The 15,526-nt window shown below is 65.0% G+C and carries 15 protein-coding genes; 6 read left to right on the forward strand and 9 right to left on the reverse strand.

What is annotated here, in order from left to right; genetic code table 11:
• Positions 1-153: 153 nt before the first annotated feature.
• A complete protein-coding gene (locus R1L06_RS09210) occupies positions 154-1,179 on the reverse strand; it encodes an AI-2E family transporter (RefSeq protein WP_317217520.1) in 1,026 nt (341 codons plus the stop codon).
• A 135-nt stretch (positions 1,180-1,314) separates the two neighbouring features.
• A complete protein-coding gene (locus R1L06_RS09215; RefSeq protein ID WP_049398866.1) occupies positions 1,315-2,163 on the reverse strand; it encodes an isocitrate lyase/PEP mutase family protein in 849 nt (282 codons plus the stop codon).
• A gap of 108 nt (positions 2,164-2,271) precedes the next feature.
• Here R1L06_RS09215 and R1L06_RS09220 point away from each other — a divergent pair, with 108 nt between their 5' ends.
• Positions 2,272-3,168: a LysR family transcriptional regulator gene (locus R1L06_RS09220; RefSeq protein WP_317217521.1), complete on the forward strand. Its 897-nt coding sequence runs from the start codon at positions 2,272-2,274 to the stop codon at positions 3,166-3,168.
• Here the strand turns inward: R1L06_RS09220 and R1L06_RS09225 are convergent.
• Entirely contained in the window at positions 3,156-4,208 is a 1,053-nt protein-coding gene (locus tag R1L06_RS09225; RefSeq protein ID WP_032127639.1) for a sensor domain-containing diguanylate cyclase, read from the reverse strand. The two genes, R1L06_RS09220 and R1L06_RS09225, sit on opposite strands and share 13 nt — an antisense overlap.
• A gap of 104 nt (positions 4,209-4,312) precedes the next feature.
• Positions 4,313-5,320 (reverse strand): LacI family DNA-binding transcriptional regulator, encoded by a 1,008-nt coding sequence (locus R1L06_RS09230; protein ID WP_317217522.1) that lies wholly within the window; start codon positions 5,318-5,320, stop codon positions 4,313-4,315.
• 95 nt (positions 5,321-5,415) lie between these two features.
• Here R1L06_RS09230 and R1L06_RS09235 point away from each other — a divergent pair, with 95 nt between their 5' ends.
• From R1L06_RS09235 to R1L06_RS09255, 5 genes are read left to right on the forward strand one after another with little or no spacing between them, the layout of a single operon-like run.
• Complete coding sequence (locus R1L06_RS09235) at positions 5,416-6,468, forward strand: sugar phosphate isomerase/epimerase family protein (protein ID WP_317217523.1); 1,053 nt, start codon at positions 5,416-5,418, stop codon at positions 6,466-6,468.
• Positions 6,469-6,495: 27 nt separating this feature from the next.
• On the forward strand, positions 6,496-7,713 hold the full coding sequence (locus R1L06_RS09240) for a nucleoside permease (protein ID WP_317217524.1): 1,218 nt from the start codon (positions 6,496-6,498) through the stop codon (positions 7,711-7,713).
• A gap of 12 nt (positions 7,714-7,725) precedes the next feature.
• Entirely contained in the window at positions 7,726-8,850 is a 1,125-nt protein-coding gene (locus R1L06_RS09245) for a Gfo/Idh/MocA family protein (RefSeq protein ID WP_317217525.1), read from the forward strand.
• Positions 8,851-8,869: 19 nt separating this feature from the next.
• Positions 8,870-9,733: a sugar phosphate isomerase/epimerase family protein gene (locus R1L06_RS09250; RefSeq protein ID WP_317217526.1), complete on the forward strand. Its 864-nt coding sequence runs from the start codon at positions 8,870-8,872 to the stop codon at positions 9,731-9,733.
• Positions 9,734-9,751: 18 nt separating this feature from the next.
• Entirely contained in the window at positions 9,752-10,048 is a 297-nt protein-coding gene (locus tag R1L06_RS09255; protein ID WP_317217527.1) for a c-type cytochrome, read from the forward strand.
• Positions 10,049-10,078: 30 nt separating this feature from the next.
• Here the strand turns inward: R1L06_RS09255 and R1L06_RS09260 are convergent, their stop codons facing one another.
• From R1L06_RS09260 to R1L06_RS09280, 5 genes are all read right to left on the reverse strand, one after another.
• Positions 10,079-10,822, reverse strand: coding sequence for a 3-keto-disaccharide hydrolase (locus tag R1L06_RS09260; RefSeq protein ID WP_317217528.1), 744 nt, complete (start codon positions 10,820-10,822; stop codon positions 10,079-10,081).
• A gap of 14 nt (positions 10,823-10,836) precedes the next feature.
• Positions 10,837-11,412 carry a gluconate 2-dehydrogenase subunit 3 family protein gene (locus R1L06_RS09265; RefSeq protein ID WP_317217529.1) on the reverse strand — a complete coding sequence of 192 codons (576 nt, stop codon included), beginning with the start codon at positions 11,410-11,412 and terminating at the stop codon, positions 10,837-10,839.
• Entirely contained in the window at positions 11,412-13,097 is a 1,686-nt protein-coding gene (locus R1L06_RS09270) for a GMC oxidoreductase (RefSeq protein WP_317217530.1), read from the reverse strand. The genes R1L06_RS09265 and R1L06_RS09270 overlap by 1 nt, the downstream gene beginning before the upstream one ends.
• A gap of 27 nt (positions 13,098-13,124) precedes the next feature.
• Positions 13,125-14,021, reverse strand: coding sequence for a hydroxypyruvate isomerase family protein (locus tag R1L06_RS09275; RefSeq protein WP_317217531.1), 897 nt, complete (start codon positions 14,019-14,021; stop codon positions 13,125-13,127).
• Between the two features lie 557 nt (positions 14,022-14,578).
• On the reverse strand, positions 14,579-15,361 hold the full coding sequence (locus R1L06_RS09280) for a hypothetical protein (protein WP_317217532.1): 783 nt from the start codon (positions 15,359-15,361) through the stop codon (positions 14,579-14,581).
• Positions 15,362-15,526 lie beyond the last annotated feature (165 nt).

Below are 15,526 nucleotides of genomic sequence, written 5' to 3' on the forward strand. Positions count from 1 at the left end.
CCCTGAAGTGCGGATCACTGTAGCCGCCGGTCCCGGCAGCGCCAAGCCAGTGCCGCGCGAACCGTGACCATGGGTATACCGCAGCCACCGCGAACGCGCCGGCAAGGTCTCACCCCGCGCCGGGCTGAGGCGAATGCGTCACACCCTGCCGTACTAGATCCAGCGCTGGTCGACCAGTTCGCGCTTCACGTAGGCGTAGAACACCGGCGCCGCCACCAGGCCGGGCAGGCCGAACGCCGCTTCCATCACCAGCATCGCCAACAGCAGCTCCCAGGCGCGGGCCTGGATTTCGCCGCCAACGATGCGCGCATTGAGGAAGTACTCCAGCTTGTGGATCACGATCAGGTACAGCAGCGCCGCCAAGGCCACGTAGAACGAGACCGACAGCGCGACGATGGTGATGATGGTGTTGGAAATGATGTTGCCCACCACCGGCAGCAGGCCGGCGATGAAGGTGATCAGTACCAGGGTCTTGGACAGTGGCAGGTGCACGCCGAACAACGGCAGCACGCCCAGCAGGAAGATGGCGGTGAACACGGTGTTGAGCAGCGAGATCTTCACCTGCGCGAACACCACCTGGCGGAACGCGGTGGCCAGGCGGCTGGTGCGGCCGATCAGCTCCTGCGCCAGCGGGCCCATCTTCGGCAGCGGCAGTTCGTCATACAGCGCGATCATCGCGCCCAGCACCATACCGATCAGTACGCGTACGCCCACCTGCACCACCGAGGTACCGGCCACGCCCAGCTGGCGCTGATGCTCGGCGGCCCAGTCGTTCAGTGCCGTGCGCAGCGCCGGCATGTCCTCGGGGATGTACGGCTGCAGCAGCGCCGGCACCTGGTGCCGCGACGAATTGAGGATCTCCATCAGCCGCGCCAGCAATGCGTCCGGTCCACCGGTCTCGTTGCGGAAAAATGACGCCACGCCGATCCCGGCCAGCACCAGCGCGCTGATGATCACCGCTGACAGCACGATCACCGCGATCGCCCGCGCCCGGCCTGGCGGCAGCTTGCCCTCCACTGTGGAGGCCAGCAGGTGGGTCAGCTGGAACACCAGCAGGCCCGACAGCAGGGTCACCACCAGGCCCAGCTTCAACGCCAGCCACATGCCCAGCAGCATCATCAGCCAGGCCGCGATCCTCGGGACGGGGGGCTTGGGCTGGGCAACGAGGGCGTCTTGCATGGGCGGCACGTCCGGGCAGGGTGGCCCATGGTAGAGGATTGACGGCGATGATTCCGGGTGCAGGATGAACAGGCAACACACGCGGATTCCGCCGCCCCTTCCCCATCCATCGGCACGTCCGCAATCACACCCGGATCACACCCGGTCCAGTGCCAGATACCGCGCCGTGCGCACGATCGTCTCACGCTCGCCGAAGCTGGCCAGCTCGCCGGCAACACGCCCGCTGTCGCCAGTCGCTGCGATCTCCTGCAGGGTGCGCTGCATGGCCCGGATCGCAGCGCGCTGCAGGTCCGAGGGAATGATCACCAGCCGGTAATCGAGTTCGGCCAACCGCGCCACGGGCACCAGCGGCGTCTTGCCGCTGTGGAACATGTTGATCAGCTTCGGCCCGGGAACCTGCTGCGAAATCACCTCGATCTGCTCCAGCGTTTCCGGTGCCTCGACGAAGATCATGTCCGCGCCCGCGTCCACATAGGCCTGCGCCCGTTCGATCGCCGCATCCAGGCCTTCGCAGGCGATGGCATCGGTACGCGCGATGATCATCAACTCCGGGTCGATCCGCGACTGGCAGGCGACACGGATCTTCGTGCACATCTCGCCCGCGTCGACCAGCGTCTTGTCATCCAGATGTCCGCAGCGCTTGGGGAAGGCCTGGTCCTCGATATGCAGGGCGGCAACGCCTGCCCTTTCGAACGCGCGCACCGTGCGTTCAACATTCGCGGTGCCGCCGAAGCCGGTGTCAGCGTCGGCGATCACCGGCAGGTCGCAGGCATCGACGATCCGTTCAACCTGCGCAAGCACTTCGCTGAGGCCGAGCAGGCCGATGTCCGGCACGCCGGCCGAACGCGCAATGGCGCCGCCGCTGGCATAGACCGCATCGAAGCCGGCCAGCTCCACCAGGCGTGCCGACAATCCATCGAATGCACCTGGCGCAATCACGCTGCCCTGGCGGAGCAGATCGCGCAACTGACGTGTCTTTTTCATGTGGTCTCCCTTGTCGTTGGACATCTGCCGTGGGATACCGATGATGTTGCCGCCAGCGGCGACCGTCCAATACCGTGTTCGTACAGCACCAGAACGTTTGAGGTTCCAATGGAACTGCGGCACCTGCGCTACTTCGTCATGACTGCCCAGCTGCAGAGCTTCACCAAGGCCGCCGAGGCCCTGCATATCGCCCAGCCGCCGCTCGGGCAGCAGATCCGCGCCTTGGAGGAAGAGATCGGCACACCGCTGTTCCACCGGCAGGGACGCGGCATCGTGCTCAGCGATGCTGGCCAGGTATTCTCGAAAGCTGCGGAGGACATCCTCGCGCGCGTCGACCAGGCCAAGGAGGAGGCGCTGCGCGCCGCACGCGGCGAGGTCGGCACGTTGACATTGGGGCTGACCGAATCGGCGACCTACAACGAGGCGGTCACCGCGCTGATGCGCAGCTTCCAGCGGGCGCATCCGGCAGTGCAGGTGCGGCTGGTAGAAGATGGCAGTGAATCCCTGGTCCGGCGCCTCGATGATGGCGAGCTCGATGCAGTAATCGTGCGCCCGCCGTTTTCCAATACCGGTGAACGGATGACACAGCAACTCAGTGCCGAACCCCTGGTGGCAGTACTGCCGGCCGATCACCCGTTGGCGTGCCGGACGAGCATCGCGCTGATCGAGCTGCGCGACGAGCGCTTCATCCTGTTCTCGCGGAAATCGGGCCAGGGCCTGAGTGCAGACGTCGTCGCTGCCTGCCGCAGCCAGGGCTTTGCGCCTACCATCCAGCAGGAAGCGCCGCAGGTGGCTTCGGCGATCAACCTTGCCGCTGCCGGCCTGGGCATCGCCATCGTGCCGGCCTCGATGCAGAGCATGCACCGCAGCGGCCTGGCTTTTGTTGCGCTGGAACTGGGCATGCCGACCACTACGCTGCAGTTGGCGGTGCGCTGCAAGCCTCCGGCAACGGCCGCCCAGCTGCTGGCCTGCGCCAGAGACGTGTCAACACCTCATTCGCCATAGCTGGCGTTGTTCTTGCCCTGGCGCTTGGCGTGGTACAGCGCGCGGTCGGCCAGTGCCAGCCAGTCCTCGACGCTGCCACCGCGCGGCGTCGCCGCGATTCCGATGCTGACGCTGAACTCGATGCCCGGGGTTGCCTGCCGTGCTGCCTCCAGAAGTTGCAGCCGAACCCGCTCTGCCACATGCATCGCATCGACGGGCGCACAGTCCTGCAGCAGCACGACGAACTCGTCGCCTCCCAGCCGCGCAGGGGTATCGCCAGGCCGGGCGAAGGCGCGCAAGGTGGACGCGATATGGCGCAGCACTTCGTCCCCGGCGCGATGACCGTGCGAGTCATTGATGCGCTTGAAGTCATCCACATCAAGCATCAGCAGGCAGGCAAAACCACCCTGCCCCTGCGCCTTGTCCAGTGCCTGCTGCGCACGGACGATCAGGAAGCCGCGGTTGGCCAGCTCCACCAGCGGGTCCATGCGGCTCAGCCGCTTCAACTGGCGGTTCTGCGATTTCACCCGCCGCGCCAGCTGCCAGCTGAGGATGCTGAGGCCGATGCCGTAGACGAACAGGAACGGCACGCTGAGCACGATCGTGCGCTGCGATGACACCGGCTGGTAAGGAAACCCGAGGCCCCACCAGGTGAGCGCGAATCCCGCTACCAGTGCCAGTGTGGCCCGTACCGCCAGCTTCACCCCACCGGCGGCGATCTTGTCGGCGACCAGCAGCGCGGCGAACAACGCACTGGGTACCACGCTGAGCCCCATGAAGGCGATCCAGCCACCGCCAAAGAAGGAATCAACCACCATGCAACGGAACTGGACCACCGCAGGCTGCCGTGAGCGCTGGGTCAGCACCAGCGCGAGCGCCGGCCAGGCCAGCGCGTTGAGCAGCAGCAACACCCAGGCCCACGGGCCGTCCTGACGTTCAAGAATGATCGAGGCGATGGGAATCGCACCCAGCCCATTGCCCACGAAGCGCATCCAGCCGATGCGACGTGCCGCGCCTATGCCTTCGACCGCGACTTCCGTCGAGTCCGTCAAGAACGGCATTGCCGACCCCCTTGCGCGATCGCACGCCCTTGCCGGGCGGCCTGTGGTGAGTCTGACAGCTCTGCGTCAATTCGGGATCAAGGATTCACGGCGGTTACCCTGCCTCACCCACGCCTGGGTGGCGCCGTTGAACCCCGCAGCATCAGGCTGAAATCCAGCGTCTGCTGCAGCGGCACATCCATGTGCTCGATGATGGCAAGCAGCAGGTTGACCGCGCGCTCACCGATCTCCCGCATCGGTTGCCGGATGGTGGTCAACGGCGGCGTGAGGTAGCGGGAAGATGCCAGATCATCGAAGCCGACGATGGACAGGTCCTCCGGCACGCGGATGCCCAGATCGCGGCAGGCCGCCAGGGTGCCCAGCGCCATCTGATCGCTGAAACAGAAGATCGCCGTTGGCGCAGACATGCCGTCCAGCAGCGCCATGGCAGCCGCATGGCCGGATTCCACCGAAAAGTCACCCGGCACGATGTTCAGCTGGCGCAGGCGTCCACGCGCCTTGCCGGCCGCCCGCACCCCTTCCAGCCGTTGCTGGTGCAGCGGATTGTCCGGCGGTCCGCCGACCACGGCGATCCGCTCGTGTCCCAGCGCATACAGATGTTCCATCACCACGCGCGCGGCCGCGGCGTTATCGATATGGACGCTGGGAATGCCCAGTGCGGGGTCGAACTCGCAGCCGTTGATCACCGGCGCGGCGGCACCGCGCTGCTGGACGATCTCGCGCGCCGTGGGCGGCAGGCGGTGCCCCAGCACGATCATGCCGTCGGCCTCGTTGCGCGGGAGCATCTGCGCATAGCGCTCCTCGCGGTCGGGTTGATGCTGGGTATCGCCGAGCAGAACCGCATAGCCGACCGCCTGTGCGGCGTCCTCCGCCCCCTGCAGGATCTGCGCGAAGAACGGATTGGCGATGTCCGGGACGGTGACCAGGATCTTGCCGCTGCGCTGGGTCTTGAGCGTGCGGGCCACCGTGTTGGGCACATAGCCCAGTGCGGCAGCGGCCTGCTCGATGCGCGCGCGGGTAGCCGGCAGCACTTTGTCCGGCCGGGAAAGCGCCCGCGACACCGTGCCTGCGGAGACGCCGACGTGCTTCGCGATGTCGTAGATGGTGGCCATGGCATTAGTTCTCCTGTCTGCTGTGCAGTGCACAACAGGTCCTGCGTGAGCCCCTGCTAGGATAATGCAATCGATTGCATCGAGGGCGAATCACGTTGAAGACGCTCAAGGGTCCAGCGCTGTTCCTGGCGCAGTTCATCGGCGACACAGCTCCTTTTGATCGGCTGGACACGCTGGCCGGATGGGCCGCGGGTCTGGGCTATTCTGGCGTACAAGTCCCCACCGGCGCGCCCCACCTGTTCGATCTGGCCGAGGCCGCGCGCAGCCAAGCGTACTGCGACGACGTCGCCGGCATGCTGGCCGGTCATGGCGTGCAGATCACCGAGCTGTCCACCCATCTGCAGGGGCAGCTGGTCGCGGTGCATCCGGCCTACGACAGCCTGTTCGACGGATTCGCGCCGGCGGACAAGCGCGGCGATCCGGCTGCCCGCCAGGCTTGGGCAGTCGAGCAGCTTCTGCTGGCCGCCAAAGCCAGTCAGCGCCTGGGGCTGACCGCGCATGCCACGTTCTCCGGCGCATTGGCCTGGCCCTATTTCTACCCCTGGCCGCAGCGTCCACCGGGACTGGTGGAGGAAGCCTTCGCCGAACTCGGCCGCCGCTGGCGCCCGATCCTGGATGCGTTCGACGCCTGCGGCGTGGACCTGTGCTTCGAGATCCACCCGGGTGAGGACCTGCACGACGGCGCGACCTTTGAACGCTTCCTCGATGTGGTGGACCATCACCCCCGCGCGAAGATCCTGTACGACCCCAGCCACCTGCTGCTGCAGCAGATGGACTACCTGGGTTTCATCGACCGCTACCACGCGCGCATCGGCATCTTCCACGTCAAGGACGCGGAGTATCACGCCAGCGCGAGCAGCGGCGTGTATGGCGGCTACCAGGACTGGATCGATCGTCCGGGCCGGTTCCGTTCGCCCGGTGACGGCCAGATCGACTTCAAGGCGATCTTCTCCAAGTTCGCCCAGTACGACTTCCCCGGATGGGCGGTACTGGAATGGGAGTGCTGCCTGAAGCACCCGGAAGACGGCGCACGCGAAGGTGCCGCCTTCATCCGCAACCACATCATCCGGGTGACCGAGCGCGCCTTCGATGACTTTGCCGACAGTGGCACGGACGCCGCATCACTGCACCACATGCTGGGAATCTGAGCCATTGCCGCCCCGGGAGGGCAAGCCATGTCGCACGCCATGTCGCGCCTGGGCGCGATGATGTTTCTGCAGTTCTTCATCTGGGGAGCGTGGTTCGTGACCCTCGGGACGTACCTGGTGCAGGGCCCGCTGCAGGCCAGCGCCAGCCAGGTGGCCACCGCCTTCCTCAGCCAGTCGATCGGCGCGATCGTGGCGCCGTTGCTGGTCGGCCTGATCGCCGATCGCTACTTCGCCGCGCAGCGCATCCTAGCGGTGCTGCACCTGGCCGGCGCGGTACTGATGTGGCTGGCGTCCACCGCCACCAGCTTCAGTGTGTTCTCGGCCTGCGTGATGGGCTACATGCTGCTGTTCATGCCCACGCTGGCACTGGCCAACAGCGTGGCGATGCGGCACATGCAGTCGCCCGAGAAACAGTTCCCGCTGGTACGCGTGGCCGGCAGCATCGGCTGGATTGTCGCAGGCGTGCTGATCGGCTGGCTGGGGTGGGAGCAGGCCCATCGGCTTGAACTGACGTTCCGCATGGCGGCGCTGGCATCGCTGGTACTGGGCCTGTATGCGTTCACCCTGCCGCACACGCCGCCACTGGCACAGCAGCGCGATGCCGGGCTGGGGCAGATCCTCGGGCTGGATTCATTGCGGCTGCTGAAGTCGCGCGCCTACCTGGTGTTCTTCCTGGCCTCCATCGCCATCTGCATCCCGCTGTCGTTCTACTACAACTTCACCAATCCGTATCTCAACGACCTGGGCGTGCGCGGCGCCGCAGGCCTGCAGTCGCTGGGCCAGGTTTCCGAGGTACTGCTGATGCTGGCCATGCCGTTCCTGTTCGTGCGGCTGGGGGTGAAGACCATGCTGGCGGTCGGCATGGCGGCGTGGGTGGTGCGCTACGTCCTGTTCGCCTTCGGCGATGCGGGCAGCGGCTTCTCGCTGCTGGTGATCGGCATCGTGCTGCACGGCATCTGCTACGACTTCTTCTTCGTCACCGGCCAGATCTACACCGATGCCCATGCCGGCCCCGCCGTGCGCAGCAGCGCGCAGGGCTTCATCACCCTGGCCACGTACGGCGTAGGCATGCTGATCGGCACCTTCCTGTCCGGCGCGGTGGTGGAGCACTTCACCACCGAGGCCGGCCCCGACTGGCAGCAGATCTGGCTGTTCCCGGCTGGTGTCGCACTGGTGGTGCTGATCGCCTTCCTGCTGCTGTTCCGCGACCGGCCCGCCGTGGCCGCCGCATCTTCCACACCCTGAGGATTCGAGCCGATGCCAACGCTTGGAATCGCCATCGTCGGCGCCGGCATGATCGGCGCCGTGCACCGCCGCGCGGCCTTGCTCGCCGGTGCCGAGGTACGCGGCGTTGCCGCTTCGTCAGCGCAGCGCGCGCGTGAGATGGCGCAGCTGTGGAATGTCCCGCGCGCCTATCGGGACATCGAAGAGGTGATCGCCGATCCGCAGGTACAGGTCGTGCATGTCTGCACGCCAAACCATCTGCACCGCGCGATGGCGCAGGCCGCGCTGGAAGCCGGCAAGCACGTGATCTGCGAGAAACCGCTGGCGACCACGCTGGACGATGCGCAGGCCCTTGCAGCATTGGCCGCCTCAACCGGGCTGGTCGCCACAGTACCTTTCGTTTATCGCTACCACCCGGTGGTGCGCGAGGCGCGCGCACGCATAGCGCAAGGTGATCTGGGGCCACTGCACCTGATCCACGGCAGCTATCTGCAGGACTGGCTGCTGGACCCGGCCAGCAACAACTGGCGCGTGGACCCGGCGTTGGGTGGCGCATCGCGCGTATTCGCCGACATCGGCTCGCACTGGTGCGACCTGGTGGAATGGGTCAGCGGCGAACGCTTCGCCGAGGTCAGCGCGGCGTTCTCTACGGTCATCGCCGAGCGTGGCGCCGTCAGCGGGCAGAGCTTCAGCACGCCAACCGCAGCCAGCGCAATGCAGGAGGTAACGAGCGAGGACGTGGCGGCGGCGATGTTCAGGACCGGCGCCGGCACATTGGCGTCGTTGACGGTCAGCCAGGTCTCGGCCGGACGCCGCAATCGCCTCTGGTTCGAGATCGACGGCGCCAAGGCCAGCGTGGCTTTCAACCAGGAAGACGCCGAGCGGCTGTGGATCGGCCTGCCCGACCAACGCGAGGAGATCTTCGTGCGCGGACCAGGCGCCGGCAGTGCCGATCAACGTCGCCTTTCCGTGCTGCCGGCCGGACACGCGCAGGGCTACGCCCAGTGCTTCGAAGCGTTTGTCGCCGACACCTATCGCGCCATCGAGGGCGAGCGGCCGCAGGGCCTGCCCACCTTCGAGGACGGCCTGCGCTCGGCGCAGATCGTCGATCGTGTCATTGCATCAGCCAGGTCGCGTGCCTGGACCACCATCGGTTGAAACCCGGGAGGATCTGTTGATGAAAGCCCTTGTCCATGGAACTGCAAGCCTCATTCTGCTGCTCGCTGCCCTGCCCGTTTTTGCAGTCGAAGCTGTCAGCACGCAGAAGCCGATCGCGGTACAGATGTACACCCTGCGCGATGCCGGCTCGCTCGAGCAGCAGCTGAAGATCGTCCACGACGCTGGCGTCCATGCGGTGGAAACGGTCGGCACGCAGAACACCAGCGCCGCCGAGCTCAAGCAGCTGCTGGACCGGTATTCGATCAAGGCAATTTCATCGCATGTGCCGCTGGCCGAGCTGCGCAGCAACCTGGATGGGGTGGTGACCTTCAACCGGTCGATCGGCAACACGACGCTGGTGGTGCCGTACCTGGACAAGAAGGATCGCCCGGGCGATGCCGCCGGCTGGACCGCCCTGGGCCAGGAACTGGGCCGCATCGCAAAGCAGGCGCGCGGCAAGGGCATGCGCCTGGCCTACCACAACCACGACTTCGAACTGGCCGACTTCGATGGCAGGACCGGGCTGGAGCTGCTGTTCGCCGCCGCCGGTCCAGACCTGCAGAGCGAGCTGGACCTGGCCTGGGTCGCGCGTGCAGGCCTGGACCCGGCAGTGATGCTGGCAAAGTTCCGCGGCCACGTGTTCGCGGTACACGCCAAGGACAATGCGCCCAAGGGCCAGGCCGAAGACGAAGGCGGATTCGCTGCGGTGGGCCAGGGCGTGCTGGACTGGAACGCGATCCTGCCTGCTGCGGCAGCCGCCGGCGTGCACTGGTACATCATCGAGCACGACCAGCCGCGCGATCCGGCCAAGGTCATCCAGACCGGTGCGGACTATCTGCGTGAGCACCTGACCACCCGCGTGCCCGCCCGTGCGCGGCGCTGACGCATCAAGGAGCCCCACATGAAAATGATCCTGGCAATGGCGGTGGCCCTGGGCGGCATGAGCGTTGCGACAACCGCCTGGTGCAAGGACGACCCGGCTGCGGGTGCAAAGCTCTACACCGCGAACTGCGTGGCCTGCCACGGCGCCGATCTTGCGGGCATGCCGGGCGCGTTCCCGGCGCTCACCGATATCGGCAAGCGCATGGCACCCGCACAGATCAAGGAAAAGATCAGCAAGGGCGGCGGGCTGATGCCGCCCTTCTCCCAGCTGTCACAGCAGGAGATCAATGACATCGCCAGCTACCTGGCGAAGTAAGCGGCCGGCGACCACGCCGGCCGCGTGCCACTACAACTCGCGCGCCCAGATGTTGCGGTAGCTGACCCTGGAGTCATGTTCCTGCAGATAGAGCGGCGCACACCCATGCGGCGCGTAGGAAGGCGCACCGATGTATTCGGTCTTGCCGGCCAGCACAGTGTCGTCCTGCACCAGCACGCCGTTGTGCAGCACCGTGATGCGCGCGGGCGAGACAAGCCCACCGCCCGCCGAGAAGCGCGGTGCTTTCCAGAGGATGTCGTAGGCCTGCCACTGTCCCGGTGCGCGCGAGGCGTTCACCAACGGCATGGCCTGCTTGTAGATCGAGCCCGCCTGGCCATTGGCATAGGTCGGGTTGTTGTAGCTGTCGAGCACCTGCAGTTCATACAGCTCCTGCAGGAAGATCCCGCTGTTGCCGCGGTTCTGTCCGTCGAAGCCCTTCGTGTCGGTGGGCGTGCGCCACTCGACATGCAGCTGGACGTCGCAGAAGCGTTGCCTGGTGCGAATGCCCTTGCTGCCGGGCACGACGGTCATGGCGCCATCGGCAACCTTCCAGGGCACGCCTCCGCCCTGCTCCGACTCCCACGCGGAGACATCCTTGCCATCGAACAGCACGATTGCGTCGGACGGGGCCCTGCCTGGCGGCGTGGCAACGGTCGCAGGTACCGGCGTCCACACCTCGGTCTTCTTCGGATCGCGCGCGGCGTCGGCACCGTTCTGCGCGAACACGGATGCGGCGGCCAGCACGGTGGCCGCGATCAGCAGCGGCTTGATCATCCTGTTGCACTCCATCAGCTGGTCCCCCAGGCGGGCGTGCCGGGAACATAAGCAAGATCGCCGTCGTAGCGCCCCGGCACGGCGACGTACTGCAGCACCCCGGTGGCGCCGACCTTGGAGGTGAAGAAGCCGAAGATGGCCAGCTGCTTGAGCATCGTGAAGTAGTGCGGCATCGCCTCGCCCTCTTCAGGCGTACCGGTTTCGGTCACATCGGCATGACGTGCCTTGGCTTCTGCATCGAGCGTGCGCAGCAATTCGGTGCGGGCTTCCGGCGTGAGCGATACGAAGCGGCCACCGGCCCGTTTGTCGATATCGGTCAGCCCTGCGCGGACCGTTACCTGCTGCCGGGCGGTGTAGCAGTCGTTGACGAAGGTCGCCATGAACAGGCCGGCGCCGGCATCTTTCGCCCCTGGTGTCCGGGTCCGCGGCAGGATGGTCTCGGCAATCTCGTCCAGCGTGGCGACGTCGGCATCGGAGAAATGAATCTTGGTGGCGGCGGCCGGTGCCTGCCCCTGCACAAGCGCAGGCAGGCCGACCATGGCCGCACCGGTGGCGGCGACGATCATCTTCAACAGCTCGCGGCGATCCATCACAGGTTCCCCGCTTTCAGTTCGCGCACGGCGTGGTCGGCCGCGCGCGCGGTCAGCGCCATGTAGGTCAACGAAGGATTCACGCAGGCGCTGGAGGTCATGCAGGCCCCGTCGGTCACATAGACGTTGGGTGCATCCCAGACCTGGTTGTGCTGGTTCAGCACCGAGCTCTTCCGATCACGTCCCATGCGCGCGGTCCCCATTTCGTGGATGCCCTTGCCCGGGGCGTAATCGTTGTCGTGCATCTTCACGTCCTTGACGCCAGCCGCCTCCAGCATCTCGGCGGCATCGGCGGCCATGTCCTTACGCATCGCCAGTTCGTTGGCACGCATGGCAACGTCCATCGCCAGCACTGGCAGCCCCCACTTGTCCTTGCGGTCGCGGTCCAGGCGGATCGTGTTGTCGTGGTGCGGCAGCATTTCGCCGAACCCGGTCATGCCGATGCGCCAGTCACCGGGCAAGGTCAGCGCCTCCTTCAGATCAGCACCGATGTTCAGCTCGGCGATCTCGCGCGACCAGCCGGTGCGGCTGGCACCGCCCTGGTAGCCGAACCCGCGCAGGTAGCCGCGCTTGTCGGTCGCGACGTTGCGGAAACGCGGAATGTAGAAGCCGCAGGGACGACGACCGAAGTAGTACTTGTCTTCGTAGCCCTCGACCCGACCCGAGGCACCCGCACCGAAATGATGATCCATCACGTTGTGCCCGAGCTCGCCCGACGATGAGCCCAGCCCGCCCTCCCACACATCAGTGGCCGAGTTCATCAACAGCCACGTCGAGTTGAACGACGACGCGTTGAGGAAGATGACCTTGGCCGTGTACTGGTAGGTCTGCCCAGTCTCCGCGTCGATGATCTCCACCCCGCGCGCACGCTTGCGGTCCTTGTCGTAGAGCACTTCCTTGACGATCGAGAACGGCCGCAAGGTCAGGTTGCCGGTCTTCATCGCCGCTGGCAGCGTCGCCGCCTGGGTCGAGAAGTAGGCACCGAAGGGGCAGCCCAGGATGCACTTGTTGCGGTACTGGCAGTTGACGCGCCCCTGCTCGGGCATCGGCTTGGTGATGTTGGCGGTGCGCGAGTGGATCATATGGCGCGTTCCGCCAAAGGCCTTCTTGATCCGCGCAGCTACGTCCTTCTCGACGATATTCAACGGGATCGGCGGCAGGAACTCACCATCCGGCAACACGTCCAGTCCTTCGCGCGTGCCGGCGATGCCGGCGAACTTTTCCACGTAGTCGTACCATGGCGCGATGTCGGCGTAGCGGATCGGCCAGTCAGCGGCGATACCATCCTTGAGGTTCGCCTCGAAATCCAGGTCGGAGAAGCGATAGCTCTGCCGCCCCCACAGCAGCGAGCGGCCGCCGACGTGGTAGCCACGGAACCAGTCGAAGCGTTTGGTCTCGATGTAGGGTGAGTCCTGTTCGTTGGCCCACATTCCTTCCAGATTCTCCGCCAGCCCGTAGTCGCGCATCAGCACCGGGAAGTCGGACTTCATCGCCTGCGTTGGCCGGTTGCGGTGCGGGAAGTCCCACGCTTCCTTCATCGCATTGACGTAGTCCTTGACGTGTTCGATGTTGCGTCCGCGTTCCAGCATCAGGACCTTCAGGCCCTTTTCGGTCAGCTCCTTCGCCGCCCAACCGCCACTGATTCCCGAGCCAACAACAATGGCGTCGTAGTGATTATCTGCCATGGGTTTCTCACCTGGGTGGATATCGTTTCAGACGTCGCAGAGGCGGATCGCCTCGCGCAATGAGCCAACGGGATCGGGCGCTGCAGGCGTGAACTCCTGCGCCAGATACCCCTTGAAACCGGTGTCGCGGATCGCGCGGCAGATGGCCGGATAGTGGAGCTCCTGCTGGTCTCCGATCTCGTTCCGGCCGGGTACGCCTGCGGTGTGGTAATGCTTGAAGCAGGCGTGATGCTTGCCGATGGTGGCGATGATGTCGCCTTCCATGATCTGCATGTGGTAGATGTCGTAGAGCAGGCCGAAGTTGTCCGAGCCGAGCCGCTGGCACAGCTCCACACCCCATGCGGAGTGGTCGCACAGGTAGTCACGATGATCGACCTTGGAATTCAGCAGTTCCATCACCAGCACCACCCCGCGCCTCTCGGCGTGCCCGAGGATGCGCTTGAGGCCGGCCTCGGCATTGGCCATGCCTTCGGCGGGGTCCATGCCGTTGCGGTTGCCGGAGAAGCAGATCAGGTTGCGATAGCCGGCATCGGCGACCAGATCGATGTGCCGCGTGTAGCGCTCCACCAGCTGGTCGTGGAATTCGCGGCCGGCGAAGCCCTTGGTCAGGCCCAGCTCCGCGCCGTTGCACATCGAGCTGTACACGCCATTCGCCTTCAGCGTGGACCAGTCTTCCGGGCCGACCAGGTCGATCGCGGCAAAGCCGATGTCCTTCACCGTCGCGCAGAGCTGGGCGACGGACAGCTGCGGGAAGGTCCAGCGGGCGACAGAATGCTTCAGGTTGCCCTTGAGCGGCGCCGTGGCGGCGAATGCGGGCAGCGTACCCGCAGTACCCAGAGCTACGCCTCCAGCAACCGCCATGCGCAACGCATCGCGCCGCGTGAGGCCCGTCGCCGGGGCCGGTCTGATCGAATGGATGGACATCCACCTGCCGGCCTCCCAACCGGTATCAAACGCAACGATTCACAGCAATGCAATCGATTGCACCATAGGGGAGGAAATTGTCTGTTTGCAAGTCGCGGTGCACGAAAACCGATGCTGCGGGGCACAACTCCGCAGGAATCGCGGACAAAGAAAAGCCCCGCATGAGCGGGGCTTTCTTTTGTGCTGCAGGCGAGCGTCCGATCAGAAAGGTTGTGTACACAGGAGCAAATCAGACTAGCGCCCGAGCGGACGAAAAAATACGGTTAAATCAATAGCCTAAGAGGAAGCCAGGAGAAATTTTCCTCAACCATGCGAGCTGATTCAGTAGATTTTCCAGCCCGCTAGCGCATGACCCGGCCCTTCAGAGCGCAACTGCCGTCTGCCGCTGGCGCTTCTCTAAGCCCTGGTAGCACAAGAAAAGAATCGGCCTACTCGGCATCGGACCTCCAACAGCGGTAGCAGGGCCGGTGCCACCCAGCCCCTCCACGCCCGGCATGCACGCTGGTTCTGCCTGAGGTCCCGCCGAGCAACAAGCCGCGGGGCGACTCATCGTGCAATCACATGCGTCGGATTCTGTAGCCACTAATCACTGGATTGCGCATGGCGAAAGCCCAGCTCCAACCTCCTCCCATCAAACGTCCTCCAAGCAGCGCCACATGCCCCAGCCTCCTCGCTGCCGGCGACACTGCGAACTCAGCCGGAAGCCCTTTCTTCACCGCCTTGTCTAAGGCTTTCGTCAATCCAGCATTGGGCGTGATGAGTTCGATTTGCTCACCAGGCAGTAGTCCATTGAGCAGTCCCACCAACGCGGCTCTCCCGCCCAGCACGCCTATATTGGAGGTTTGTTCGGGCTTCCACTTTTGAATTCGAATCAATCGCATAAATCGAGACTTCGAACGCTTCACTACGTGGAGCTGCACCTTCCCGAATCCAATCGGCTCCAGTACATAGCGATACGCAGGATTCCACTCGCAGGCGGGCTGGCCACGGTCGGGGTTCGACAGTACAAGCACGCGGGTCACGTTCCACTGCCACTGTAGCCAAACTGCGACTGGCAGAATCGGGGCCAGGAGCATCATCATTCCCGCTCGGAACATCGAAGGGCTCATTCCAGCGGAGACGGACTTTAGAACCAGTCCCGTCACACCAAGAATGCTCCAGACCACCGTCCAAGTCATCGCTGTGCTCTGCGTCACCAAGTACCGCTCATGCCCCTGGCGCCGTTCGATTATTCCCCAGAATGCGAACAGCGCAACCACAGACAGCAGCGAGCCTATGTAGATCCATGACCACACCGGTATCCATTTCCAATAGAGAACTTCCCAGTCCAGCCAGTTCATGCTTGCCCTCCAATGAGTTGCCTTCTATATCGGCAACTTGGAAGAAAAGATGACCCCGACGTTGTTGGGCGAACTCTGGGTACTAGCTTGAATACGGTGAAGCGCCGCACGGGTTCTACCCCGTTTTCACGGACACTTACAAGAAGGCCGATTCAGGCCATGAGG

Source organism: Stenotrophomonas mexicanensis (assembly GCF_032911605.1).
Classification (GTDB): domain Bacteria; phylum Pseudomonadota; class Gammaproteobacteria; order Xanthomonadales; family Xanthomonadaceae; genus Stenotrophomonas; species Stenotrophomonas maltophilia_A.

Coding starts and splice junctions, on each gene's coding strand:
- R1L06_RS09210 (WP_317217520.1), bottom strand. CDS start 1,179: ATGCAAGACGCCCTCGTTGCCCAGCCCAAGCCCCCCGTCCCGAGGATC.
- R1L06_RS09215 (WP_049398866.1), bottom strand. CDS start 2,163: ATGAAAAAGACACGTCAGTTGCGCGATCTGCTCCGCCAGGGCAGCGTG.
- R1L06_RS09220 (WP_317217521.1), top strand. CDS start 2,272: ATGGAACTGCGGCACCTGCGCTACTTCGTCATGACTGCCCAGCTGCAG.
- R1L06_RS09225 (WP_032127639.1), bottom strand. CDS start 4,208: ATGCCGTTCTTGACGGACTCGACGGAAGTCGCGGTCGAAGGCATAGGC.
- R1L06_RS09230 (WP_317217522.1), bottom strand. CDS start 5,320: ATGGCCACCATCTACGACATCGCGAAGCACGTCGGCGTCTCCGCAGGC.
- R1L06_RS09240 (WP_317217524.1), top strand. CDS start 6,496: ATGTCGCACGCCATGTCGCGCCTGGGCGCGATGATGTTTCTGCAGTTC.
- R1L06_RS09245 (WP_317217525.1), top strand. CDS start 7,726: ATGCCAACGCTTGGAATCGCCATCGTCGGCGCCGGCATGATCGGCGCC.
- R1L06_RS09250 (WP_317217526.1), top strand. CDS start 8,870: ATGAAAGCCCTTGTCCATGGAACTGCAAGCCTCATTCTGCTGCTCGCT.
- R1L06_RS09255 (WP_317217527.1), top strand. CDS start 9,752: ATGAAAATGATCCTGGCAATGGCGGTGGCCCTGGGCGGCATGAGCGTT.
- R1L06_RS09260 (WP_317217528.1), bottom strand. CDS start 10,822: ATGATCAAGCCGCTGCTGATCGCGGCCACCGTGCTGGCCGCCGCATCC.
- R1L06_RS09265 (WP_317217529.1), bottom strand. CDS start 11,412: ATGGATCGCCGCGAGCTGTTGAAGATGATCGTCGCCGCCACCGGTGCG.
- R1L06_RS09270 (WP_317217530.1), bottom strand. CDS start 13,097: ATGGCAGATAATCACTACGACGCCATTGTTGTTGGCTCGGGAATCAGT.
- R1L06_RS09275 (WP_317217531.1), bottom strand. CDS start 14,021: ATGTCCATCCATTCGATCAGACCGGCCCCGGCGACGGGCCTCACGCGG.
- R1L06_RS09280 (WP_317217532.1), bottom strand. CDS start 15,361: ATGAACTGGCTGGACTGGGAAGTTCTCTATTGGAAATGGATACCGGTG.